Annotated in this window: 23 protein-coding genes and 1 pseudogene; 14 read left to right on the forward strand and 10 right to left on the reverse strand. The window is 71.3% G+C overall.

The genetic code is table 11. The annotated features are described in order from the left end of the window. The first annotated feature begins 39 nt into the window (after positions 1 to 39). On the forward strand, positions 40 to 969 hold the full coding sequence (locus tag ACWEVS_RS28255; protein ID WP_452554041.1) for an AraC family transcriptional regulator: 930 nt from the start codon (positions 40 to 42) through the stop codon (positions 967 to 969). Positions 970 to 1,021: 52 nt separating this feature from the next. Here the strand turns inward: ACWEVS_RS28255 and ACWEVS_RS28260 are convergent, their stop codons facing one another. Next, positions 1,022 to 2,020 (reverse strand): helix-turn-helix transcriptional regulator, encoded by a 999-nt coding sequence (locus tag ACWEVS_RS28260; RefSeq protein ID WP_452554042.1) that lies wholly within the window; start codon positions 2,018 to 2,020, stop codon positions 1,022 to 1,024. Positions 2,021 to 2,080: 60 nt separating this feature from the next. Between ACWEVS_RS28260 and ACWEVS_RS28265 the strand changes: the two genes are divergently transcribed. Continuing rightward, positions 2,081 to 2,668, forward strand: a complete 588-nt coding sequence (locus ACWEVS_RS28265) for a DinB family protein (protein WP_452554043.1) — start codon at positions 2,081 to 2,083, stop codon at positions 2,666 to 2,668. Beyond that, positions 2,665 to 3,126, forward strand: coding sequence for a VOC family protein (locus ACWEVS_RS28270; protein WP_449923472.1), 462 nt, complete (start codon positions 2,665 to 2,667; stop codon positions 3,124 to 3,126). Before ACWEVS_RS28265 ends, ACWEVS_RS28270 begins: the two co-directional genes overlap by 4 nt. 95 nt (positions 3,127 to 3,221) lie before the next feature. On the opposite strand, the gene ACWEVS_RS28275 is transcribed toward ACWEVS_RS28270, so the two are convergent. Together ACWEVS_RS28275 and ACWEVS_RS28280 are read right to left on the reverse strand one after the other, a co-directional pair. Continuing rightward, positions 3,222 to 3,875 (reverse strand): maleylpyruvate isomerase N-terminal domain-containing protein, encoded by a 654-nt coding sequence (locus tag ACWEVS_RS28275; RefSeq protein WP_452554044.1) that lies wholly within the window; start codon positions 3,873 to 3,875, stop codon positions 3,222 to 3,224. A gap of 138 nt (positions 3,876 to 4,013) precedes the next feature. Continuing rightward, positions 4,014 to 4,919, reverse strand: coding sequence for a LysR family transcriptional regulator (locus ACWEVS_RS28280; RefSeq protein WP_449923478.1), 906 nt, complete (start codon positions 4,917 to 4,919; stop codon positions 4,014 to 4,016). 131 nt (positions 4,920 to 5,050) lie between these two features. Here ACWEVS_RS28280 and ACWEVS_RS28285 point away from each other — a divergent pair, with 131 nt between their 5' ends. Beyond that, complete coding sequence (locus ACWEVS_RS28285) at positions 5,051 to 6,373, forward strand: aspartate aminotransferase family protein (protein ID WP_452554045.1); 1,323 nt, start codon at positions 5,051 to 5,053, stop codon at positions 6,371 to 6,373. 149 nt (positions 6,374 to 6,522) lie between these two features. Here ACWEVS_RS28285 and ACWEVS_RS28290 read toward each other — a convergent pair whose 3' ends face one another. Beyond that, a complete protein-coding gene (locus ACWEVS_RS28290; RefSeq protein ID WP_452554046.1) occupies positions 6,523 to 7,158 on the reverse strand; it encodes a class I SAM-dependent methyltransferase in 636 nt (211 codons plus the stop codon). A 374-nt stretch (positions 7,159 to 7,532) separates the two neighbouring features. Here ACWEVS_RS28290 and ACWEVS_RS28295 point away from each other — a divergent pair, with 374 nt between their 5' ends. Continuing rightward, on the forward strand, positions 7,533 to 8,828 hold the full coding sequence (locus ACWEVS_RS28295) for a UDP-glucose dehydrogenase family protein (protein WP_452554047.1): 1,296 nt from the start codon (positions 7,533 to 7,535) through the stop codon (positions 8,826 to 8,828). Between the two features lie 172 nt (positions 8,829 to 9,000). On the opposite strand, the gene ACWEVS_RS28300 is transcribed toward ACWEVS_RS28295, so the two are convergent. Beyond that, entirely contained in the window at positions 9,001 to 9,708 is a 708-nt protein-coding gene (locus ACWEVS_RS28300) for an SDR family oxidoreductase (RefSeq protein ID WP_449923488.1), read from the reverse strand. A 102-nt stretch (positions 9,709 to 9,810) separates the two neighbouring features. On the opposite strand from ACWEVS_RS28300, the gene ACWEVS_RS28305 reads away from it, so the two are divergent. Next, positions 9,811 to 10,641: a helix-turn-helix transcriptional regulator gene (locus tag ACWEVS_RS28305; RefSeq protein WP_449923491.1), complete on the forward strand. Its 831-nt coding sequence runs from the start codon at positions 9,811 to 9,813 to the stop codon at positions 10,639 to 10,641. An 89-nt stretch (positions 10,642 to 10,730) separates the two neighbouring features. Then, positions 10,731 to 11,393: a helix-turn-helix domain-containing protein gene (locus tag ACWEVS_RS28310; protein WP_449923494.1), complete on the forward strand. Its 663-nt coding sequence runs from the start codon at positions 10,731 to 10,733 to the stop codon at positions 11,391 to 11,393. Between the two features lie 152 nt (positions 11,394 to 11,545). On the opposite strand, the gene ACWEVS_RS28315 is transcribed toward ACWEVS_RS28310, so the two are convergent. Both ACWEVS_RS28315 and ACWEVS_RS28320 read right to left on the reverse strand, forming a co-directional pair. Next, on the reverse strand, positions 11,546 to 12,289 hold the full coding sequence (locus ACWEVS_RS28315) for an SAM-dependent methyltransferase (RefSeq protein WP_452554048.1): 744 nt from the start codon (positions 12,287 to 12,289) through the stop codon (positions 11,546 to 11,548). A gap of 121 nt (positions 12,290 to 12,410) precedes the next feature. Continuing rightward, entirely contained in the window at positions 12,411 to 13,001 is a 591-nt protein-coding gene (locus ACWEVS_RS28320) for a TetR/AcrR family transcriptional regulator (RefSeq protein WP_452554049.1), read from the reverse strand. Between the two features lie 45 nt (positions 13,002 to 13,046). Between ACWEVS_RS28320 and ACWEVS_RS28325 the strand changes: the two genes are divergently transcribed. Together ACWEVS_RS28325 and ACWEVS_RS28330 are read left to right on the forward strand one after the other, a co-directional pair. Continuing rightward, entirely contained in the window at positions 13,047 to 13,601 is a 555-nt protein-coding gene (locus ACWEVS_RS28325) for a GNAT family N-acetyltransferase (RefSeq protein WP_354922349.1), read from the forward strand. A 150-nt stretch (positions 13,602 to 13,751) separates the two neighbouring features. After that, positions 13,752 to 14,822 (forward strand): glycerophosphodiester phosphodiesterase, encoded by a 1,071-nt coding sequence (locus ACWEVS_RS28330; protein WP_449923506.1) that lies wholly within the window; start codon positions 13,752 to 13,754, stop codon positions 14,820 to 14,822. Between the two features lie 45 nt (positions 14,823 to 14,867). On the opposite strand, the gene ACWEVS_RS28335 is transcribed toward ACWEVS_RS28330, so the two are convergent. Next, positions 14,868 to 15,566, reverse strand: coding sequence for a winged helix-turn-helix transcriptional regulator (locus tag ACWEVS_RS28335; RefSeq protein WP_452554050.1), 699 nt, complete (start codon positions 15,564 to 15,566; stop codon positions 14,868 to 14,870). Between the two features lie 148 nt (positions 15,567 to 15,714). On the opposite strand from ACWEVS_RS28335, the gene ACWEVS_RS28340 reads away from it, so the two are divergent. Next, the gene (locus tag ACWEVS_RS28340) at positions 15,715 to 17,130 is read left to right on the forward strand and encodes an FAD-binding oxidoreductase (RefSeq protein ID WP_452554051.1); all 1,416 of its coding nucleotides are present in this window, start codon (positions 15,715 to 15,717) and stop codon (positions 17,128 to 17,130) included. Here the strand turns inward: ACWEVS_RS28340 and ACWEVS_RS28345 are convergent. Further along, positions 17,127 to 17,438: a helix-turn-helix domain-containing protein gene (locus ACWEVS_RS28345; protein WP_449923515.1), complete on the reverse strand. Its 312-nt coding sequence runs from the start codon at positions 17,436 to 17,438 to the stop codon at positions 17,127 to 17,129. The genes ACWEVS_RS28340 and ACWEVS_RS28345 overlap by 4 nt on opposite strands. A 608-nt stretch (positions 17,439 to 18,046) precedes the next feature. Between ACWEVS_RS28345 and ACWEVS_RS28350 the strand changes: the two are divergent. Beyond that, positions 18,047 to 18,385: pseudogene (locus ACWEVS_RS28350) on the forward strand (class I SAM-dependent methyltransferase); the annotation flags it as partial. Positions 18,386 to 18,397: 12 nt separating this feature from the next. Here the strand turns inward: ACWEVS_RS28350 and ACWEVS_RS28355 are convergent. Then, positions 18,398 to 19,249, reverse strand: a complete 852-nt coding sequence (locus ACWEVS_RS28355) for a helix-turn-helix domain-containing protein (protein WP_452416104.1) — start codon at positions 19,247 to 19,249, stop codon at positions 18,398 to 18,400. A gap of 263 nt (positions 19,250 to 19,512) precedes the next feature. On the opposite strand from ACWEVS_RS28355, the gene ACWEVS_RS28360 reads away from it, so the two are divergent. The 3 genes from ACWEVS_RS28360 (at position 19,513) to ACWEVS_RS28370 (ending at position 22,290) form a co-directional block, all read left to right on the forward strand. Continuing rightward, the gene (locus ACWEVS_RS28360; RefSeq protein WP_449923524.1) at positions 19,513 to 20,490 is read left to right on the forward strand and encodes an AraC family transcriptional regulator; all 978 of its coding nucleotides are present in this window, start codon (positions 19,513 to 19,515) and stop codon (positions 20,488 to 20,490) included. Positions 20,491 to 20,587: 97 nt separating this feature from the next. Next, a complete protein-coding gene (locus ACWEVS_RS28365) occupies positions 20,588 to 21,811 on the forward strand; it encodes a styrene monooxygenase/indole monooxygenase family protein (RefSeq protein ID WP_452416106.1) in 1,224 nt (407 codons plus the stop codon). Continuing rightward, positions 21,808 to 22,290 carry a flavin reductase family protein gene (locus ACWEVS_RS28370; protein WP_452554052.1) on the forward strand — a complete coding sequence of 161 codons (483 nt, stop codon included), beginning with the start codon at positions 21,808 to 21,810 and terminating at the stop codon, positions 22,288 to 22,290. The genes ACWEVS_RS28365 and ACWEVS_RS28370 overlap by 4 nt, the downstream gene beginning before the upstream one ends. The last annotated feature ends 55 nt before the right edge of the window (positions 22,291 to 22,345 follow it).

Below are 22,345 nucleotides of genomic sequence, written 5' to 3' on the forward strand. Positions count from 1 at the left end.
AACATCTGAAGTGCCTTTGTGATCGTCTAGGGTGACGGTGTGGACGTGCTGACGGACCTGCTGCACCGAGCCCGCGCGCAGAACGCCCTGGTGAGGCAGCTGATCCAGCGGCCACCGTGGGGGATGACGTACGCCGACGCGCCGCCGCTCACGGTCGCGGCCACGCTCGGCGGCCATGCGTGGATCCGGCTCGGGGACTGCGCTCCCGTGCGCCTCGCCGCTGGTGACATCGCCCTCGTCACCGCGCCCGGCGGGTACACGATCGCGGACGACCCGGCGACCACGCCCCGGTTCGTGATCCGCGACGGACGCAAGCACCTCCCCACCGGCGCCCCGGCCGATCCTCACCCGACACTGGCTCCCCGCACGTACGGCGACGGCCTGTCCGGCGCCACCGTCATGCTCCGCGGCGCGTACGAGTTGCACGGCGACGTGGCTTCCCGGCTGCTGGAGCTGCTTCCGCCACTGGCGGTCGTGCCCGCGGGGCCACGTACCCGGCCGGCCCTCGATCTGCTCTCCGCCGAGGCGGCCCGTGACGAGCCGGGCCAGGACGCGGTCCTCGCCCGGCTTCTGGATCTGGTCCTCGTGATCGCGTTGCGGGCCTGGTGCGCCAGGCCGGAGGCGACGCCGCCCGCCTGGTACCGATCGCTGGCCGACCCCGCGATCGGTGAGGCGCTGCGTCTGCTGCACGAGAATCCCGCCCACCGGTGGACGGTCGCCTCGCTGGCCGCCAAGGCCGGCCTGTCCCGCGCCGCCTTCGCCCAGCGCTTCGCCGCCCTGGTCGGCCGGCCGCCGCTCGGCTATCTCACCGACTGGCGCATGACCCTGGCCGCCGACCTGCTCCGCGACACCCGGCAGACCGTCGCCACGGTGGCCCGACAGGTCGGCTACCAGGATCCGTTCGCGTTCAGCGTGGCGTTCAAACGCGCCCGCGGACGCACGCCCTCGGCCTGGCGCGACTCCTCCTGACCGGCCGGTGGTCGAGCACCTGACCGCGCGGGGGCGCCGGCGTGGTCGCGGCTCATGACTCCTCCGTGTCCGGCGCCGGGGAGATCGTCGCACCGGCCGACAGCAGCCTTCCCGCCAGCGCGCGACAGCGCCTCGCGAGCTCCGGAGGGTCGAGGACCTCGAAGTCGTGCCCCAGCAGGAGCACGTGCACGAGCACGAAGTCGAGGCTGCCGGCGCCGCTGAGCACCTCGCAGCGCTCGCTCCCCCGCCGTCGGACGACGGCCGCCGACGCCGGGATCTGCGCGCGCACCGTGTCGGCCGGCGCGTGCACGAGGAAGCGCGCCTGGTACGGGTAGACCCGGCTGGCCACGCTCTCCTGCACGTACGTCGCCGCGTCGGGCGCCGCGCGCGGGCGGAAGCGCCAGGTCCGCGCCGACACCTCGGTCATCCGGTCGACGCGGAAGCTGCGCCAGTCGTCGCGATCGAGGTCGTAGGCCAGCAGGTACCAGCGCCGGTCGGAGGCGACCAGACGGTACGGCTCGACCCGCCGCCGGCGTACCCGGCTCCCGGACGGGTAGTCGAAGCCGGCCTCGACCTCGTCGCGGCAGGCTCTGGCCAGCGTCATGAGCACCTCGGGGTCGACCGGCGTGCGGCCGCCGCCGAACGACTCCACCGAGCCGGAGAGCGCGCGCACCTCGTGCCGCAACCGGGTGGGCAGCATCCGGTCGAGCTTGGTCAGCGCCCGGAGCGCGGCGTCGCCGGCGCCGGCGACCGCGCCACCCGCGCCGGCGAGCAGCGATACCGCGGTGGCGATCGCCTCCTCGTCGTCGAGAAGCAGCGGCGGCAGGTCCTGCCCAGGGCCGAGCTGGTAACCGCCGCCGACACCCTGGCCGGCATGCACCCGGTAGCCGAGCGTGCGCAGCCGCTCGACATCGCGCCGTATCGTGCGCGGCGTGACCCCGAGCCGGTCGGCGAGTTCGGGGCCGGTCCAGACCTGGCGCTGCTGCAACAGCCCGAGCAGGGTGAACACCCGCTCCGTCGTACCCCGCTCGGCACCGCTCGCCCCGTCCATGTCGGCCACCCTGCCAGATAGCGGACCGATACTGTCCGCCAGGGATGCCAGTGTGGCTCCATGGACGCAGACGAACACGACTGGAACCGGACGCTGCGCGAGCAATGGGAGTTCCACTGGAACCATCAGCTCCGAGCCCGGCTCGACGGCCTCACCGACGACGAGTACTTCTGGTCGCCGGTGCCGGAGGCCTGGAGCGTACGGCCGCGCGGCAGCTCGACGGCGCCCGTGCAGGTCGGTGCCGGGCACTTCACGATGGACTACGCCTTCCCCGAGCCGGTCCCCGCGGCCTTCACCACGATCGCCTGGCGACTCGGTCACGTCATCGTCGGCGTGCTCGCCGCGCGCAACGCGGCGCACTTCGGCGCGCCTGCGGCGTCGTACGAGACCTGGGAGTACGCCGGCAGCGCGGCCACCGCGCTCGACCAGCTCGAGACCCAGCTCGACCTCTGGCTGGCCGGGGTGCGCGGCCTCGGCGAGGCGGGGCTGCGGGTCCCGGTCGGCGCGAAGGAGCCCTTCCCCGAGCTGCCCATGGCCGCTCTGGTGCTGCACATCCACCGCGAGCTGATCCACCATCTGTCCGAGGTCTGCCTGCTGCGCGACCTCTACCTGCACACGAATCCCGCTACGAACGGAGCAACCCGATGAGCCGTCACATCCAGGTCACCTTCGACGCCCACGACCCGCGGGCGCTGTCCTCCTTCTGGCGTGACGTGCTGGGCTACGTCCATCCCGGCCCGCCCGGGGTCGACCTGCCCGAGGACGCCGACCCGCTGGCCGCATGGGACGACTTCCTCGCGCGGATCGGCGTGCCGGAGGAGCAGCGCAACACGAGATCGGCCATCGAGGACCCGGACGGGCACGGCCCGCGGCTGTTCTTCCAGCAGGTGCCGGAGGACAAGGTCGCCAAGAACCGTGTCCACCTCGACGTCCGCGCGGCTCCCGGTCTGCTGGGAGAGGAGCGGATGGCGGCACTGGAGGCCGAGTGCGACCGGCTCGTCGCGCTGGGAGCGAAGCGGGTCCGTCGGCACGAGCCCGCTCCCCCGATGAGCGCCGGCTTCATCGTGATGACCGACCCCGAGGGCAACGAGTTCTGCCTGGACTGACGCGGCTCGGCTGTTGTTGTCCGCCTACCACCGCGCCCGCCGAACGCCGCCGGTGTGATCCGATGACCGGTGAGGCAGTGCCCTCACCTCGCGACTCAGCCGAGGATGAGCGGGAGCTTCGCGGCGAGATCGCCCAGCGCGGCCTTCTCCGCGGCGGTCGGGGCGCGACGTCCGGTGCCGATCAGCAGCGCCTCCTTGTCGGAGAACGAGGCGGGAAACGGGGTCCCGGCGATCTTCTCCAGGGACGCGCGTGCCGCCGCGAGGGTCTCGGCGGGCGGCTCGGCGGCCGACGGCAGATGCGCGATCAGGTCGAGGTGGTGCAGGGTCCATTCGAGCACGTACGCGGACAGGTAGTCGCCGACGGTCAGCACCTCGTCGCGGGTGCTGACCCGGACTGCGGGATCGGCGAGTACGGCGGCGCGGCCCGCGGCGGAACCGACGTCGTCGAGGTGGAACTTGAGCAACCGCGGTTCGCCGTATGCGGCGGCCAGCCGGGGGATCAGCGCGTCGAGCGGGTCCTCGCCGGTCGGGGGTTCGACGAGGTTCCAGTAGGTGACCGCGTCCACGGTCGGTTCGGTTCCGGCGGGCGTGACCAGGGTGATCAGGACGTCCTGGGCGTCGATGACCAGGTGGCACACCAGGTCCCGCACGAGCCAGCCGGTACAGCCGGACGGCCGTTCGAAGTCCTCGTCCGGGGTGTCGGCGACCGCCGCGCGCAGTGCCGTCCAGGAACGTGAGAAGAGATCCACTGCGGCACGGTAGTACCGGACCGGAACGGCGGACAAGCATCCTGGGAGGGTCGGCTCGGTTGCGGCGGACGCTTATCGCGGCGACCGGCGCAGCATGGCTGCGGCCGGTGGCCTCATGGAGGTGACCGGCGTCCAGGATCAGTTGTCTCGGGTCCCGCGGGCGCTGTCGCGAAGCTGTGCCACCGCCCGGGCGATGAGGTCGCCGCGGCGTCGGTCCTGGCGGGCGTGGACGACGATGCGCCGCGAGACGGTGGGGCGGACCAGGGGCCTGGCGACGACTCCGTCGGGGAGTTCCGCGACGGCCAGGCGCGGCAGGACGGTGACGCCGATGCCCGCCTCCACCAGTCGCAGCGCCGCCCGGTGATCGTCCAGGCGGGCGGCATAGCGCGGCGTGAATCCGGCGGCCCTGCAAGCGGTCACGATGATCTGTCCGATCGGGCTGTCGTAGATGTCGTGGTCTATCCAGGGCTCGCCTTCGAGGTCCCGGAAGGCGAGTTCGCGGGCATCGGCGAGGGGATGGGCGCCGGGGAGCACGGCGACGAGCTCCTCGACGGTGAGTTCATGACGCTGGTAGCCGTCAAGGTGTACTTCGGCGCCGTTGGCGGGCTCCGTCCGGATGTCGAGGTCCGGTCGTCGGCGGCCACGCCCGTCGACCGGTTCGTTGAGGCTGATCTCGACGGCGAGGTTGGGTTGGTGCCGGCGAACGGTCCGCACGACTTCCGGGATCCACCGCTCGGCCGCGGAAGCGAAGCAGGCGATCGCCAGCTGCTGCGCCTGACCGCTCCGAAGGTCCGCCACGACTCGTTCAAGCCGTCCGAAGTCGGCGAGGAGCGACTGAGCTTGGTCTGCCAGGTGCCGTGCGGCATCGGTGGGGCTGATACCGCGTCCCTGCTTCTCGAAAAGGACCAGTCCGGTCTCCTTCGCCAGGGTGGTCATGTGCTGGCTGATCGTCGCGGGAGAGTAGCTGAGGTTCCGCGCCGCTTTGTTGATCGACCCAGCTGCCAGGACAGCGCGCAGGATCGCGAGGCGTTGCGGGTTGAGCATGGCATCGACAGTAAGGCAACGCCGAATGATAAGTCGCATTTGTTTGCTTGTGACGAGTTTTGTCGTCGATTGAAGATGGCATCGAGCAGAAGATTCGACGTCGTCTCGGACGCGGTGAGAGAGGGTTGGCGATGGACACCACCTTTTGGGACGAGGCGGACCGCCTCCTGGTCCGCTACGGAGCCGGCTTCACCCCGCGGGTCATCGAACGTGCCTCCGGTGCGTATGTCTACGATCGCCAGGGCACGCCGATTCTCGACTTCACCTCGGGACAGATGAGTTCCATCCTCGGCCATGCGCACCCGGCCATCGTGGCAACGGTTTCCTCCGCGGTCGCGTCGCTGGACCACCTCTTCAGCGGCATGCTCAGCACTCCCGTGCTGGAGCTCGCCCACCGGCTCACCGCGACCCTGCCCCCGACGCTCAGCAAGATGTTGCTGCTCACCACAGGAGCCGAGGCGAACGAGGCCGCGATCAAGATGGCCAAGCTCTCCACCGGCCGCTTCGAGATCGTCTCCTTCGACCGCTCGTGGCACGGCATGACCCAAGGGGCCGCCGCCGCGACCTTCTCCGCCGGGCGGCGCGGCTACGGCCCGCCGACACCGGGAAACCTCGCGCTGCCCTCGCCGAACGCCTATCGTTCGCCGTTCCGAACCTCCGACGGGTCACACGACTGGGAGGCTGAGCTCGCCTACGGCTTCGCCCTGGTCGACCGGCAATCGGCCGGGAGCCTCGCCGCCTGCCTCATCGAGCCCATCCTGTCCTCAGGCGGGATCATCGACCTGCCGCCCGGGTATCTGGGTCGCCTCAAAGAGATGTGTGACGAACGCGGGATGCTGCTCATCCTGGACGAGGCGCAGACCGGCCTCGGCCGTACCGGGGCGATGTACGCGTTCGAGCGCGACGGGGTCGCACCCGACATCCTCACGTTGTCGAAGACCTTGGGAGCCGGACTGCCCGTGGCGGCCGTCGTCACGACCGCCGAGATCGAGCAGGTCTGCCACGACCGGGGTTTCCTCTTCTACACCACCCACGTCTCCGACCCCTTGGCGGCCGCCGTCGCACTGACGGTCCTCGACGTCATCGCCCGCGAGAACCTCACCGAACGTGCGGCGACGCTGGGCGATCAGCTCACCGACCGGCTGCTGGCGCTTCGCGACACCTACGAAGTCGTCGGCGACGTCCGCGGCCGTGGCCTGCTCCAAGGTGTCGAGCTCGTCAAGGACAAGAAGAGCAAGGCGCCCGCCGACGCGCTGGGCAGCGCGATCACCTCGGCCTGTCTCGAACGCGGCCTGCACCTGAACATCGTCCAGCTACCTGAGATGGGCGGCATCTTCCGCATCGCCCCGCCTCTCACGATCGGGGAGGACGAGCTGCACGCCGGCGTGGACATCCTCGAGGCGTCCCTCAAAGCCGTGCTCGACGCCGGAGCCCGGACGCCCGCCAGGGCCTGACGACCAACTCATTCCCCGCGTCCTGCTCGTTGCGATCACCGCCGTCATCTGGGCGCGCACGCGACGGACCGACCACCGAAAGCCGGGGTCGGCCCCCGGCGTTCCGTCTCACCGGGGTCAGGCGGGTGACGCGCCGGCGTTCGCACAGGTCACCGGTGTCGGGTGGCGCGCACGACGACATCGTGGAGGGGGACCGTCCGGCCCCCGTGGCCAGCGAGCGTGCGGAGGTGCTCTTCGGCGGTGACGATCTCCCACTGCATGCCGTCCAAGCGCGCGGTGATGGCCGCGGAGGTGACCGACGCTTCGGCGGGAGGGTGGTGTCCGTGGCCGGTGGAGCCCGCGGTGTGCAGGTGCCCGACGATGAGCAGCGTGCCGCCCGGAGCCACCCATCCGGCGATGCGGTCGTAGAACTCCAGCTGCGGCATCGCCGGGTGAGCGTAGTGGGTCATGACCAGGTCGAACTGCCCGCCAGGGCTCCAGACGCGCAGATCCGCCTCAACCCACTGCAGGTGCTCGGGTGCCCGGCTCGTCGCCGCGCGCTCGGCGGCGCGGGCGAGGGCCTCGGACGAGATGTCGGCTGCGGTGACATGCCAGCCATGGGAGGCGAGCCAGATCGCCTCGGCACCGCCGCCGCACCCCGCATCCAGTGCCGTGCCCGGTGTCAGGCCGCTGGTCTCACGAGCGAGGTACGGGTTCGGCGGGTTGCCGCCCATGGACGCGGGGCCCCCGGCTCGCCCCTGCTGCCAGCGCTGCTCCCAGAAGTCCTTGTCGAATCGGGGCGTCAAAGGTCGTCCTCCTCGTTCGCGGTGATCTATCTCTCCGCCTGCAGCCCCATCGGCGCCGACAGGTCGCGCACCCCCTCGGCGGGCGCGTTCCTGATGGTGCGGACGGACCAGGCGGATCTGCAAATGCTGTTGCCGAATGGCAAAAAGGACGTCGTGGGCGGCGGCTTCGGCCGGCCGGGTGGCGTTGGTCGTGGTCCGGTGCCGCCATGCGGCGTCGCCGCGGCATCTGGTCGTCTCGCCTGCCAAGTCGGACAGCCGAGTGACACCGGGGGTTGCTGGTGGAGCGTATGGTGGAGCGTCCTTCGCAGACGTGGGCAACCCGGGGCAGCGGCCCTGCTGTGACGTTCGACCGCGGAAGAAGTGGATGGTCTGCCATGCATGACAAGCCCGAACGGCGGGTTGCGGTGTTCGGCGCCGGCTACATCGGTCTGGTGACCGGTGCCTGTCTGGCCGAGCTCGGCCACCGGGTGGTGGTACGGGACATCGACCCCGAGAAGATCAGGCTGCTGCGGTCCGGCGATGTGCCGATCTACGAGCCGGGGCTGGGTGACATGATCGCCCGGAACAAGGAGCGGCTGACCTTCACCGTGGATCTGCAGGAGGCCTTGGACGGGGCCGAGATCGTGTACGTGTGCGTGGACACGCCGCCGTCGGCGTCCGGTGACGCGGACCTGTCGCGGGTCTGGGCGGTGGTGAAGTCGCTGGAGGGCGCATCACACCTCCGGGCCGTGGTGGTGAAGTCCACGGTGCCGGTGGGGACGGGCACGCTTGTACGGGCCGCGCTGGATGCGGCCGGTCTCGGGCACGTCGGGTACGCCGCGAATCCCGAGTTCACCGCTGAAGGCACGGCCGTCCACGACTTCCTGCACCCGGACCGCGTCGTCGTGGGAGCCACCGACGAGGCGACCGCACACCTGATCTCGCAGCTGCACCAGGGCGTGGACGGGCCGGTCGTGGTGATGGATGTGCGGTCCGCCGAGATGGTCAAGCTCGCCTCCAACGCCCTGCTCGCCACGAAGATCAGTTTCATCAACGAGATCGCCACCTTGTGCGAGAAGACCGGCGCCGACGTCGAGGAAGTGGCTCACGCTGTCGGCCTGGACCACCGCCTTGGCCGCCACTTCCTGCGTCCCGGCATCGGCTGGGGCGGTTCCTGCTTCCCCAAGGACTCCGAGGCGTTGCGGCAGTTGGCCAGCAACACCGGCTACCACCTGCAGTTGCTCACGGCCGTGATCGAGGTCAACAACCTGCAGAAGCGCAGGGCGATCCAGAAGCTCAAGGACGTCCTCGGCAGCCTGGCGGGCGCGCGGGTGGCGCTGCTCGGGCTGACGTTCAAACCGGGAACCGACGACATGCGGGAGGCGCCCAGCACCGTGTTGGCGGCCCGGCTGCTGGCCGAGGGTACCGAGGTGCGCTGCTGGGATCCGATGGCTCGGCCGGCCGAACGGGAGCCGTGGACGTCGACGAGCCGCCACGCGAGCCCGGAGTTGGCAGTCGAGGGGGCGGACGCGGCGATCGTGGTGACGGAGTGGCCGCAGCTGACGGAGGTCGACTGGGCGCGAGCCGCTTCGGTGATGCGCAGGCCCGTGCTCTTCGACGGCCGCAACCTGCTGGACCCGGCCGAGATGCGGGCTGTCGGTTTCACCTATCTCGGCGTCGGCCGGCCGTAGGTTCATGCTGCTGCCCGTGTGGCCGACGGTTCCGGCCGCACGGGGCAGCAACCTGCTTGACGGATGGCGGTGGATGCCGGACTGCCCCATCCGGCCGAACTCCTCGGAGAACAGGTCGTCGTGGTGGCCGCGTCCCTGGAAGCCGGCGTACCCTCCGTCCGCCAGAAGGGACCTACCAGGGCACGGTCCCGTCGTCCTGGAGGTAGGCGCCGCTCGGGCCGTCGGCGTCGAGCGTGGCCAGCCGTACCGCGATCGCGGCGCCCTGCTCGGCCGTACGGAAACCGGTGTGCGCGTTGAGGTCGGTCGCGCAGTAGCCGGGGTTGGCGGCGTTCACCTTGATCGGGGTGTCCCAGAGCTCCTTGGCGTAGGCGACGGTGATCATGTTGAGCGCCGACTTGGAGGAGTTGTAGGCCGCGTAGTTGTGCGGCCAGAAGGGGCTGTCGGGATCGATCGCCAGGGCCAGCGAGCCCAGTTCGCTCGACATGTTCACGATCCGCGCCGCGGGCGCCTCGCGCAGCAGTGGCATCATCGCGTTGGTGACGGTGACCACGCCGAACACGTTGGTCTCGTAGACCTGCCTGAACGTCTCGGCCCCGGTGACGCTGGGGCGCGGGTCGTCCTGCCACACCGTGATCCCGGCGTTGTTCACCAGGATGTCGAGCGCGCCGTACTCCTCCTCCAGCCATTTCGCCGCCGCCTGCGCGGAGGCCGGGTCGGTGACGTCGAGCCGCACGTAGGGCTGGCCGAGCCGCTCGGCGGCGGCCCGCCCGCGTTCCTCGTCGCGCGCCCCGATGACGGCGGTGATGCCGCGCTCGGCGAGCAGCCGCGCGATCTCGAAGCCGATTCCCTTGTTGGCACCAGTGATGAGAGCTGTCGTCATGGCGACCACCTTCCGGTCGGCGCGCCAGGAGCGGGAGAGACCTCCGGAGGCTGGGATCGGCAGTACCACCCACGTCGCGCGGACCTGCCGCAGGATGGGGTCATGAACCGTGACCAGCTGGCCGAATTCCTCCGCAGCAGGCGTGCCAGGCTCACGCCGCGCGAGGCGGGGCTGCCGCAGGGCGAACGCCGCCGCACGCCGGGCCTGCGCCGACAGGAGGTGGCCCAGCTCGCGGGCATGTCGGTCGACTACTACATCCGGCTGGAACAGGCCCGCGGCCCGCACCCGTCGCGCCAGGTGCTCAACGCGCTGGCCAGGGCGCTCATGCTCACCACCGACGAGCGCACGCACCTGTTCCACCTGGCCGGCCAGCCGCTGGAGCCGGCCAGACGGCGCGCCGACGTGCCCGCGAGCACATTGCACCTGATCGCGTTCCTGGAGGAGGTGCCTGCCTACGTCCTGGACGCCAAGTACGACATCCTCGCCTGGAACCCGCTCGCCAGCGCGCTGATGGGCGACCTCGACGCCCAGCCGCGCGACCAGTTGAACGTCATCCGCTGGGTCTTCCGCTCCCCCGACCTGGCCGAGCACCTGAGCGACGAGGAGAAGGGCCGCTTCGCCCGCGCCTCGGTCGCCGACCTGCGCTGGGCGGCCGGCCGCTACCCCGACGACCGGGAGATCCAGGCGCTGGTGGCCGAGATGCTGGCGCTCAGCCCCGAGTTCGCCGCGTTGTGGGCCGAGCACGAGGTGGAGGTGCGCAGGGAGCAACGCAAGCGCATCACCCATCCGGCCGTCGGCTCGATCGACGCGATCTGCCAGGTGCTGCCCGTCCCCGAGCGCGACGACCTGCGGCTCGTCCTCTACACCACAGAACCCGGTTCGCCCTCGCACCAGGCCCTGCGCAGGTTGCGGGAGGTGATTCCAAGCTCGTGAGACGACCGGCCGAACCGGCCGTCCTGGTCGCCTACGACCGAGCCGGCGCCCGCCCACCTGACGGCCCGCGAGCACGTACCGTTGCCGACATGACCGACGACCTGCATCGGCTCGTGCGCGGCCTTGAGCAGCCGAAGGCCGGGCGTGCCACTTCGAGGCCCACCTCGGTTGACCGCACTCTTGACGCTGTCGGAGCGAGGTTGAAGCGCCTTCGGCTGCAACGCGACGTCACGCTCGCCGACCTCGCGGCGGAGACCGGCATCTCCACCAGTACCTTGTCCCGGCTCGAGGCGGGCCTGCGACGTCCCACGCTCGAGCAGTTGCTCCCGCTCGCGCGCGTCTACGGGGTCACACTCGACGAGCTCGTCGACGCGCCGCCGACCGGCGATCCCCGCATCAATCTGCGTCCCATCCCCTGCGGCGACGGCTCGGTCGTCCTGCCGCTGACCCGTCGGCCCGGAGGAATCCAGGCCTACAAGTTCGTCCTCCCGGCCGGAAGTGACGACACCGAGCCCGACCTGCGCGCCCACGAGGGCTACGACTGGATCTATGTCCTCAACGGAACGCTCCGCCTCGTCCTCGGGGAACACGACCTCGTCCTCAGACCCGGGGAGGCCGCGGAGTTCGACACGCGCACCCCGCACTGGTTCGGGGCCACCAGCGCCGGGCCCGTCGAGTACCTGAGCCTCATCGGGAAACAAGGCGAACGCGCGCACGTCCGCGCAGCACCGCGACACGTCCCGCCCGAGTAGGAAAGGCCAGGGACCTCGATCCTGGGACCTGCCCAGCTCGTTCACGCTGCGAAGACCCCGCGGGACCGCACGAGCTGCGGGCCGGCGCGGGGGGCCGGCGCCTCCGCGCGGACCTCTCGGTCCTGCGCGAGGCCGCCGGGGCGTGGAGCGGCTCAGGCGGTGCGCTTGAGGAGGAGGGTGACGAAGCCGAGAATGCCGCGGTAGCCGTTCAGCCACATGTCGCGGTGTTCGAGTGCGGCCGCGAGAGCGCGGTCGGCGTCGGGGCCGGGGTGGTCGAGGGCCCAGCGGGTCAGGGTGCCGGTCCAGGACCATTCGTAGTCGTCCCATTCGGCCGGCTGGCTGGTGTGGGCGTAGATCGTGCGCAGGCCCGCGCTCTCGGTGGCCGCGACCGTGCCCGGCAGGTCGCTGTAGTCGTCCGGGGTGGCGCCGAGCTTGGCGAGGGCCTGCGGGGTGGGCGGGCGCTCCCAGAAGCCGTCGCCGATCAGAGCCAGTCCGCCGGGTTTGAGCTGGGCGTGTACGGCGGTCGCGGTCGGGGTGAGGCCGCCGAAGGCGTGCGCGGCGCCGACGCAGAGCACCAGGTCGTACGGCTCGGCGGCGCGGAAGCCGTCGGCGGGCGTCTCGTGCAGGCGCAGGCGTTCGGACAGGCCGCGCGCGGCGGCGGCCTTGGCGGCGGCGGTGAGGGCGTGGGGGCTGATGTCCACGCCGTCGGCGGTGGCGTCCGGGTAGAGCTCGAGGGCTCGAAGCGTCCAGGTCGCCTCGCCGCAGCCGAGGTCGAGGATCCTGGCCCGGGCGGGGAGTGCGGCGCGGCGCAGCAGCCGTTCCTGGTTGGCCTCGGTGATGGGGGCGGCGATCGGGTGATCGGCGTGGGCGATGGCGCTGATGAGCTGACGATCCATCGGACCACCATGGCGCAACGGAATCACCGGTTGCCACCGCATTTGCCGTACGGAATCTCCGCGGCCGCGGCCCGGTCGGCGAGGTCGCGCCCGGCGTCGAACGGCTACCGCTTCGAGGGCGTCAGCAGGTGAGCGAGGCCAGGAAGCCGTCGACCAACCGGGTCTGCTGATCGGGCGGGAAGCCGTCGGGGTCGAAGAGCGCCTGCACCACCAGGCCGTGTGTGAAGGACAGCGCGGTCACGGCCAGGCGCTGCGCGTCAGCGCTTTCCGGCAGCTCGCCCAGGCGTCGCGCGTCCTCGACGGCGGCGCGCAGGTCGGCGCGGATGCGCTCGTACCTGGCCGTCTGCGCGGCGAAGAGCTTCGGGTCGGACAGGGCCACGTCCCAGGAACCGACCCAGATGCGGTTCATCGCCACGCCCTCGGGGGTCAGCGGCAGGATGTTGAGCAGGTGGGTGCGCAGCGTCGCCAGTCCGGGAGCGGGCGCCTTCAGGCGTGGTCGCTGCTGCGAGCGGGCCTCCAGGATGTCCAGGGCGTGCGCGACGAGCTCCCGTTTGCCCGCGAAGTAGTGGGTGACCAGCCCGGTGGAGGCCCCCATCGCCGCGGCGACCGCACGCAGGGTGAGCCCGGCGAAGCCGTGTTCCGCCAGGACGCGCCAGACGGCCTCGGAGACGTCACGGCGTCGGGCGGTGTGATCGGCACGGGCGGGGCTCATGTCCTGTAGCGTACATACCAAACATTTGTTATGTATGGAGGCCGGATGTTCTCTCTCCCCCTCACCGCCGACGCCGAACTGCGGCCGCTCGACCCCTGGCTGGCTGAGGAGTTCCTGGCCAACCTTGACCGGGCACGCGAGCACATCGCGCCGTGGGTGTCGCCGTCGTTCGTGGCGGCCGACCTCGCCGAGGCGCGTGCGGTGTTGCAGCGCTATGCCGACAAGCGGGCCAGGGACGCCGGCGGCATCTGGGGGATCTGGCTGGAGGGCAGGCTGGTCGGCGGCGTGCTGTTCGTGTCGTTCGACACCGAGCAGGGCGGCTGCGAGGCGGGCTGCTGGCTGGAGCCCGGCGTGCAGGGGCGCGGGCTGATCACCCGCGCCGTCGAGCGGATCGTCGGCTGGGCGGTCGAGGAACGCGGCATCCAGCGCGTCGAGTGGCGCGTCATCGCGGGCAACACGCGCAGCATCAACGTCGCCAAGCGGCTGGGCATGAGCCGCGACGGCATCCTGCGCCAGTCCGTCCGGGGCGAGAACGGCCGGCTCGACGTCGAGGTCTGGTCGCTGCTGGCCGGCGAATGGCGTGCCCGCACGGCTTCATAGCGCGAGCCTGAAGGGCGCGTTCCAGGAGTACGAACTTGTTCCCCCCTGAAGGCCGCTGCTTCGCTGTTGGGGGGATCACGCTGCCTGCCGTTGAGCCGGGCGCCACCTGCCGTGCCTTCGCGCGTCACCGAGCCGGTCTAGCCTGCGCGCATGATTCTGCGCAGGTTGCTCGCCGGTGTTACGGTCGCCGTCGTGCTGATCCAACCCCAGCCCGCCGCGGCCCATGGGCACAAGGACCCCGTCGTCATCGGGCACCGGGGCGCCAGTGCCCACCGGCCCGAGCACACGCTGCTCTCCTACGAGGCCGCCATCGCGATGGGCGCCGACTACATCGAGCCCGACTTGGTCGCCACCAAGGACCACGTGCTGGTCGCCAGGCACGAGAACGAGATCTCCGGCACCACGGACGTTGCCGTCCGGCCCGAGTTCACCGACCGGTACACCACCAAGACCATCGACGGCCGCCCGGTCACCGGGTGGTTCACCGAGGACTTCACGCTGGCCGAGCTGAAGACGCTGCGCGCCAAGGAGCGCATCCCGGACATCCGCCCCGACAACGCCGCCTTCGACGGGCTCGCGGAGATCCCGACCTTCGAGGAGGTCGTCCAGCTCGCCCAGCGGCACGGGGTCGGCGTCTACCCCGAGACCAAGCACCCCTCCTACTTCGACTCCGTCGGGCTGTCGCTGGAGGAGCCGCTGCTGGAGGTGCTGGGACGGTACGGCGTGCGCAAGGCGTTCATCCAGTCCTTCGAGACGGCCAACCTGCGCGAGTTGCGGGGCAAGACGCGGCTGCCGCTGATCCAGCTCATCACCTTCGGCGGCAAGCCGTACGACTGGGTCGTCTCCGGCGATCCCCGCACCTATGACGACATGGTGAAGCCAGAGGGGCTGCGCGAGGTCGCCTCCTACGCCAACGGCATCGGTGTCGACACCCGCCGCATCCTCCCCGTCGGGCCGGACGGCAAGCTCCAGCCGCCCACCACCCTGATCGAGGACGCCCACCGGCGGCGGCTGGACGTCCACGTCTGGACCATCCGCAACGAGAACTCCCAGCTCCCGCTCGAGCACCGCCTCGGCAACCCCGACAGCCCCGTGTTCGCGCGCGCCACGGGTGACGTGATGGGCTTCCTCGGACGGCTGGTCTCCCTGGGCATCGACGGCGCCTTCTGCGACGACCCCGCGATGGGCCGCGCCGTCATCGCCAAACCCGCCCGCCCCTGAGGGTTGCCGCGGACTCCCCGCGGTCATGGACGCAGCGCGCGAATGTCAGCCCGGCGTGCTCGCCGCGGTCCGGGAGAGCGGCTTGATGTGGGCGAACATGCTGCGGGCGTTCCAGGTGGGGAAGGCCCGTACGAGCCACCCGGGGCCGTGGAGCTGGATGCGGCGGTCGGCGGTGGCTTCGGCCCAGGTGAGCTGGCCGGCATGCCATTTGACGAAGGCTTCGGCTTCCGCCGTGACGTAGAGGTCCTCGTCGAGGCCGGGGTACTCCTTGCAGATCTCGGTGTCTCCGTGCTCGATCAGCAGCCAGAACCGCTCGCGGCGCCGGCGGCCGGTGAAGTCGAAGCGGATGACGACGCGTCGGTGCGGGAGCAGGTCGCGGCGGAGCGCGTTGCACATCGACCACAGAGCCACGAAGGGGTCGAGGTGCTCGGGGGCGATCTCAAGCCAGGCGGCACCCCATTCGCCGAGCGACGCGCAGACCTTGAAGAGGTCGTGACCCGCTTGGGTGAGCTCGTAGTGGCGCCCGCGCCCGTCGGGCTTGGGCGCCGACTCGACGATGCCGAGCCGTTCGAGCTGCTTGAGCCGCTGCGAGAGCAGGGTGCGGGACAGCCCCGGCGCGCCCTCGAGGATCTCGCTGAAGTTTCCGCAGCCCAGGTGCAGGTTGCGGATGATCAGTGGCGTCCAGCGCTCGGCGAAGATCTCGGCGCCACGGGCGATGGGGCAGTACTGGCCGTACGTCCGCATGACACCAGTGTCGAACGCCCGATTTCGAGTGTGAAGTCCAGATTGTTGACTTCACGGCCGCGGCCCACGGTGCTGCGATGGGACCGTCGAGAGCGGAGGACCGCTGACGACACCGAACCCATCGGCACGCGATCAGGAGGCGACCGCGATGGAGATCGACGGATTCCGAGGCCGGCTGATCACCGCTGAGCACGCCGGCTACGACACCGCCCGGGCCGTGTGGAACGGTGCCGTCGACCGGCGCCCCCGGCTGATCGCCCGATGCGGCGGGACCGCCGACGTGGCCGCGGCCGTGCGCTTCGCCCGCGACCACGACCTGGAGATCGCCGTACGCGGCGGGGGCCACAACGTCGCCGGCACCGCCGTGTGCGACGACGGCATCGTCATCGACCTCTCGCCGATGCGAGCCGTGCGGGTCGACCCTGCCGGCCGTACGGCCTGGGTCCAGGGCGGCGCGCTGTGGGGCGACGTCGACCACGAGACGCAGACCCACGGTCTGGCCACCACCGGCGGCATCGTGAGCCACACCGGGGTCGCCGGGCTCGCCCTCGGCGGGGGCATCGGCTTCCTCATGCGCAAGCACGGGCTCACCGTCGACAACCTGCTGGCCGCCGAGGTGGTCACCGCCGAAGGCGGCATCGTCCAGGCGTCCGCCGACGAACACCCCGATCTGTTCTGGGCGCTGCGAGGCGGCGGCGGCAACTTCGGCGTCGTCACCTCGTTCAGGTTCGCGCTGCACCCCGTCGGACCGACCGTGCTGGCCGGACCGGTCTTCTGGGCGGCCGAGGACACCACCGACGTGCTGCGCTTCTACCGGGACTTCGCCGCCGCGGCGCCCGACGAGCTCGGCAGCGTGGTCAGGCTCGGCACCGTCCCTCCACTGCCGACCATCCCCGAGCACCTGCACCATCGGCCGGCCATCGCCGTCGCCTGCTGCTACGCCGGCGGCGTCGACGACGGCGAACGTGCGGTGCGGGCCCTGCGGCGGTTCGGGACGCCCCTCGTGGACCTGCTCGACCCCACCCCCTACGTGGCCCACCAGAGCGGCCTGGACGACACCGTCCCGCACGGATGGCACTACTACTGGAAGTCCACGAACCTATCGGGCCTGTCCGACGGAGCCGTCGACGCCATCGCCGATCACGCCTACGCCGCCGGCTCACCCAGGACCTACGCGGCGATGTTCCACCTGGGCGGCGCCGTCGCCCGAGTGCCCGGCGACGCCACCGCCTACGCCGGTCGCGACGTGGCCCACAACATCATCATCGACGCCGTGTGGCTCCCGGACGAGTCCGGCGAGCACGCCGCGGCCGAGACCGCCTGGGCCCGAAGGTTCCTCGCGGCCCTTCGACCGCATCGGGCCGGCGGCGTCTACGTCAACTTCCTCGATTCCGACGACGACGCCGGTCGCGTCCACGAGGCCTACGGCGATCACATCGTGCGGCTCGCCGAGGTCAAGGCCACGTACGACCCCGACAACGCCTTCCACCACAACAAGAACGTCCGCCCCGGTCGAGCGGGGGCGGGCGCGATCGGCCGGGAAACGGTGGCACCACAGCACTAGGCGGGCGCGGCCGGTCCCTGGCCTGTCCCGGGGCCGAACCGGTGCCGGTACTCCAAGGGAGTGAGCCCGGTCCTGCGGCGCATCAGCGCACGCGGATTGGCGGCGGTGCCCAGCCCACTGTGCCGTGCGACCATCTCGAAGCGCGACTCGCCCCGCTCGATCAGCCGGCACGCCAACGCAAGCCGCTCCCCTGTGAGCCACTGCAGCGGTGTGGTGCCCAGCTGTGCCTGGAAGCGGCGATGCAGTGTCGCCGGGCTGACCGAGGCACGCGCTGCGAGGTCGGACACCGTGAGCGCGGCGTCCAGCACTCACGCCGGTCGCACCCCATGGGCCAGGATTCAGCCGTGAACAACGAACCCATCGCCCTCGGCAAGGCCCTGGCCTCCTTCGACGCCCTGTGGAGCCCCCGCATCGTCACGCGCGTCGCGGTGTTCACCGTCTCCCGCGGCACGGAGCACAAGCCGTCCGCTCCCGCCGGAGCCGCGATCCTCATGGTTCGAGCCCGCCGGGACACCGACGGTCGGCGACCGTCCTGCCGAGATTCCCGACCACATCGACGCAACGACAGGGCACGCGCTCGGCTCCTGAGCCGAGCGGGCATCCCACTCGGCCGTGTCCACCGCCGTTCGCGCCGGATCCAACCACGGAAGGGGCACCGTGACGGGCCGATCGCGTCGTACATCCACACCTGGCGCACCCGGCCACCGGTGTTACCCGCGAGGGCCGTCGAAGACGATCGAGGCCGGTGCGGGCCGACCTGAGCGTTTCGTTCAAGACCGCGGCGTGCCGTGCCGCCGAGACTACGGGCATGACCGGAAACACCTTCACTCCCGCTCTGGGACGCATGGCGCCCACGCGCTTCTACGATCCGATCGTCGCGGTGACCCGCGAACGGCTGTGGCGCACGCTGATGGTCATGTACGTCGCGCCGCGACCGGAGGAGGTCATCGTCGACGTGGGCTGCGGCACCGGTTCGACGGAGCTGTTGCTGAACCGGATCGAGCCGCGCGCACGGGTCATCGCCGTGGACCCGGACCCTGACGTGATCGCGGTGGCACGACGCAAGGCCGAGGCCTCCGACGCGGCGGTCGAATGGAAGATCGGCATGGGCGACGCGCTGCCGGAACTCCTTGGGACCAGCGTCGCGGACACGGTGGTGTCCAGCCTGGTGCTCCACCAATGTCCGCTCGCCATGAAACGGGCCATCCTCGCGTCGATGTACGCGGTGGTGCGGCCCGGCGGAAAGCTGGTCATCGCCGACTACGGGCTACAGCGCACCGGGCTGATGCGGCTGGGATTCCGGCTGGTGCAACTCGCGGACGGATTCGAGGACACCCGGCCCAACGCCAAGGGCATCCTGCCGCACCTGATCGCCCAGGCCGGCTTCCGTGACGTGAGAGAGGCCGAGGTCGTCTCGACACTCACGGGTTCGATCTCGGTGTACGTCGCGTTCCGCCCCTGAGGAGCGCAGCAGCGGGTTCACCACCTTCGGGGTCAGCCCCATCATCTCGCGCATCCAGCGCGTCAGGTGCGCCTGGTCGGCGAAGCCGCTCGTCATCGCGGCGCCGGCCGGCGACTCCCCGTTCCGCAACGCCTCGACCGCTGTGCGCAGCCGATACCAGGCACGCCAGCGCGCCAGAGGCATGCCCAGCTGGCTGCTCGCCAAGGAGCGCAGACGTTGGCGAGACAGGCCGACTGTCGCGGCCACATCCGCCAGCGGGACCGACCCGTCCGCCAGCGCCGTCATGGCCGCGAGCAGACGGGGATCAAGTTCGCCGGCCGGCCGGGCGCCGGCGTGGCGAACGTCGCTCTCGTCGAGATGGCGCAGTTCGGGTACGCCGGTGATCCCGGGACCGTAACGCCGGCGCAGCCGGTCGGCCATCGCGCAGTGGGGTTCGACGAAGAACACCCGAAGGTCGCCCGTCGCGAGCATCCGATGCCGCACCATGGGCGGCACGACGAGCGCGGGCGCCTGATGACGGACGCCGTCGGCGTCCGCCATGGCCGCCTCGCCCACGGCGGCGACGACGATCTGAAAGGCGGCGTGCCGGTGCAGAGAACTGTCCACCGACGGACCCTGGTAGAAGGCGTAGCCACGGCCGACGACGAAATCCGGCATCAGCCTCCCGCCGCCCCTTTCATCATCACGTGTGGCAACTGTAATCGGCCCTTGGCGTATGACGGACGGGCGGACAGTCGCCTGTCATCATCGTGCGGAACTACGCGGGTCACTCACCGGCGGGACTGATCGGGGTCGCCGGCCACGCCGCAGTCCTACCGGTCCTCCTTCCGGGCGAACGCCTCCTGAAAGTCGCGGAACCGCCCGGCCCGTGTGCGTCGTTTTACCTGGAACGCCGGCGCCTGGCCCGGGGACCATCGGCTGTGCTTCTCAGCAACCGACCGATCTTCGCCAGCACCGACCTCGACGAGGTCCGCGACGAGGTGGCCAAGGTGTTCTGCGCGCACCGACTGGACCTGGCGGGAGACAGCGCCCCGCTGTCGGCCTGGTTCAACTCCGTCCAGTTCGGCTCGGTCCGCGTCAGCTACCTCGACTACGGGGCCGACGTCCGCATCGAGCCGGGCGACCTGGGCACGTTCTTCCTGGCCATGCTCCCCCTCGCCGGCCGCAGCCTGATCAGGGGCGGCGACCAGGAGATCGTCTCCACCCCGGCCACGGCCGCGCTGCCCTCGCCGGAGCGCCACCTCGACATGCGCTGGGCGGCGGGCTGCCCCCAGCTGCTGGTCAAGTTCGAGCGCACCGCGATCGAGCGTTCGCTGGAGCAGATGCTGGGCGAGCCGCTCGACCAGCCGGTCATCTTCGATCTCGGGGTGGACATGGCCGCGGGCTGGGCCCGGGCTTGGCGAGGCATGATCGACCTGATCGTCCGGGAGGCCGAGCACGACGACGGGCTGGCCGTCCAGCCGCTGGCCGTCGCGCATCTGGAGAACGCGCTGATCACCTCGCTGCTGACCATGCAGCCGTCCAACTACCTGGAACGGCTGAGCGCCCCCCGCCGGCCCGCGGTGCCGAAGGTGGTGCGCAGGGCCGTGGAGTTCATCGAGGGACACGCCCATCTCCCGCTCACCACGGACGACGTCGCCAGGGCGGTCGCGGTCAGCAGCCGCTCGCTCCAGGAGGGTTTCCGCGCCCATCTCGGGCTCACCCCGATGGCCCATCTCAGGCAGGTACGGCTGACGCGGGTGCACGACGAGCTCGCGGCCGGGGACCCGGCGCGGGTCACGGTCACGACGGTGGCGGCCCGCTGGGGCTTCCTGCACCAGGGGCGGTTCGCCGCGCTGTATCGCCGGAAGTTCGGGCGGAGCCCTTCGGAGACGCTGCGCTTCGCGCCAGGTGGATGAGATCCGCGCTCAGCGGATGGCCCGGCCGGCGGGGCCTGCCATACCGTCGGATCAGGCGCCGATCGACAACCACCACCTGACAGAGGGGACACCCACCATGCGCAGCATTCTCGTCGTCGGCGCCGGACAGGCCGGCCTGCACCTGGCCCTCGGCCTCCTCCAGAACGGCTACGACGTCACCGTCGTGTCCAACCGCACCGCCGAGTCCCTCCGGGACGGCCGGGTGATGTCCGGCCAGGCCATGTTCGGCACCGCCCAGGCGCACGAGCGCGCCCTCGGCCTGGACTGGTGGGCGGGCACCTGCCCGCCCGTCGAGGGCATCGAGCTGTCGGTGCCCGGCCCCGAGGGCGGCAAGGCGATCGACTGGGCCGCCCGCCTGCACACCCCGGCGGTCTCGGTCGACCAGCGGATGAAGATGCCGGCCTGGCTCGCCGAGGTGGAACGGCTCGGCGGCAAGGTCGTCATCCACGACGCCGGCGCCGAGGACCTCGAGGGCTACGCCGCGCAGCACGATCTGGTCCTGGTCGCCGCCGGCAAGGGGCAGATCGCCTCGCTCTTCCGGCGGGACGCGGCCCGCTCGCCGTACGGCAGCCCGCAGCGCGCCCTCGCGCTCCTCTACGTCAACGGCCTGCGGCCGCGCCCCGAGCACTCGGCCGTCTGCTTCAACCTCATGCCCGGCGTCGGCGAGTACTTCGTCTTCCCCGCGCTGACCCACACCGGCCCCTGCGAGATCATGGTGTTCGAGGGCACGCCCGGCGGCCCGATGGACTGCTGGGGCGGCCTGGACGGCCCCGGCGCGCACCTGGACCAGGCCCGCCGGATCCTGTCGGACTTCTTTCCCTGGGAGGCCGCACGCTGCGACGGGATCGAGCTCACCGACGCCAACGCGGTGCTGACCGGCCGCTTCGCCCCCACGGTGCGTCACCCCGTCGCCTTCCTGCCCTCGGGCGCGCCGGTGCTGGGCGTGGCCGACGTGGTCGTGCTCAACGACCCGATCACCGGGCAGGGCAGCAACAACGCCGCCAAGTGCGCGGCCGTCTACCTCCAGGCCATCCTGGAGCGCGGCGACCGGCCGTTCGACGCCGCGTGGATGCAGCAGACCTTCGACCGGTTCTGGGCGCAGGCGCAGCATGTCACCGCCTGGACCAACGCCCTGCTCGCCCCGGCCGAACCGCATCATCTGGCGCTGCTGGGCGCGGCCGGCCGGTTCCCGGCGATCGCCTCCCGCTTCGTCAACGGCTTCGACGACCCGGCCGACTACGCCGAGTGGTTCATGGACGGCGCCCTCGCCCAGGCCTATCTCGACCGGGTGGCGGCATGAGGTCGCTACGTGACGCCTTCGGGCAGTTCGCCACCGGGGTGGCGGTGGTCACCACGGCGGCCGGCGGCCAGCGCGCGGGGGTGACGGTCAACTCCTTCACGTCGGTCTCGCTCGACCCGCCGCTGGTGCTGTGGTGCCTGTCGGACCGCGCCCCCAGCGCGCCGCTGTTCCTGCGGGCCGGGCGCTTCGCGGTCAACGTCCTGGCCGCGGGGCAGGGTGAGCTGTCCCGGCGCTTCGCCGCGCCCGCGCCGGACAAGTTCGCCGGGGTGGACCTGCTCGACCACCCGCTGCCGATGCTGGCCGGCACGCTGGCCGGATTCGCCTGCCGTACGGTGCACACCTTCAGCGGGGGCGACCATCACATCTTCGTCGGCGAGGTGGAGCGCTACCAGCGGGCCGGAGGGGACCCGCTGGTCTTCCACTCCGGCCGCTACCGGGAGCTGGCCGCCCCGGTGGCGGTGCCCGCCCACAGTCCCTGACCGCCGGCGGCGGCCGGGCTCGGGTGCGACCCCGATCGCACCCGCCCCCCGGGGG

The sequence above is a fragment of the Nonomuraea sp. NPDC003754 genome (assembly GCF_053605785.1).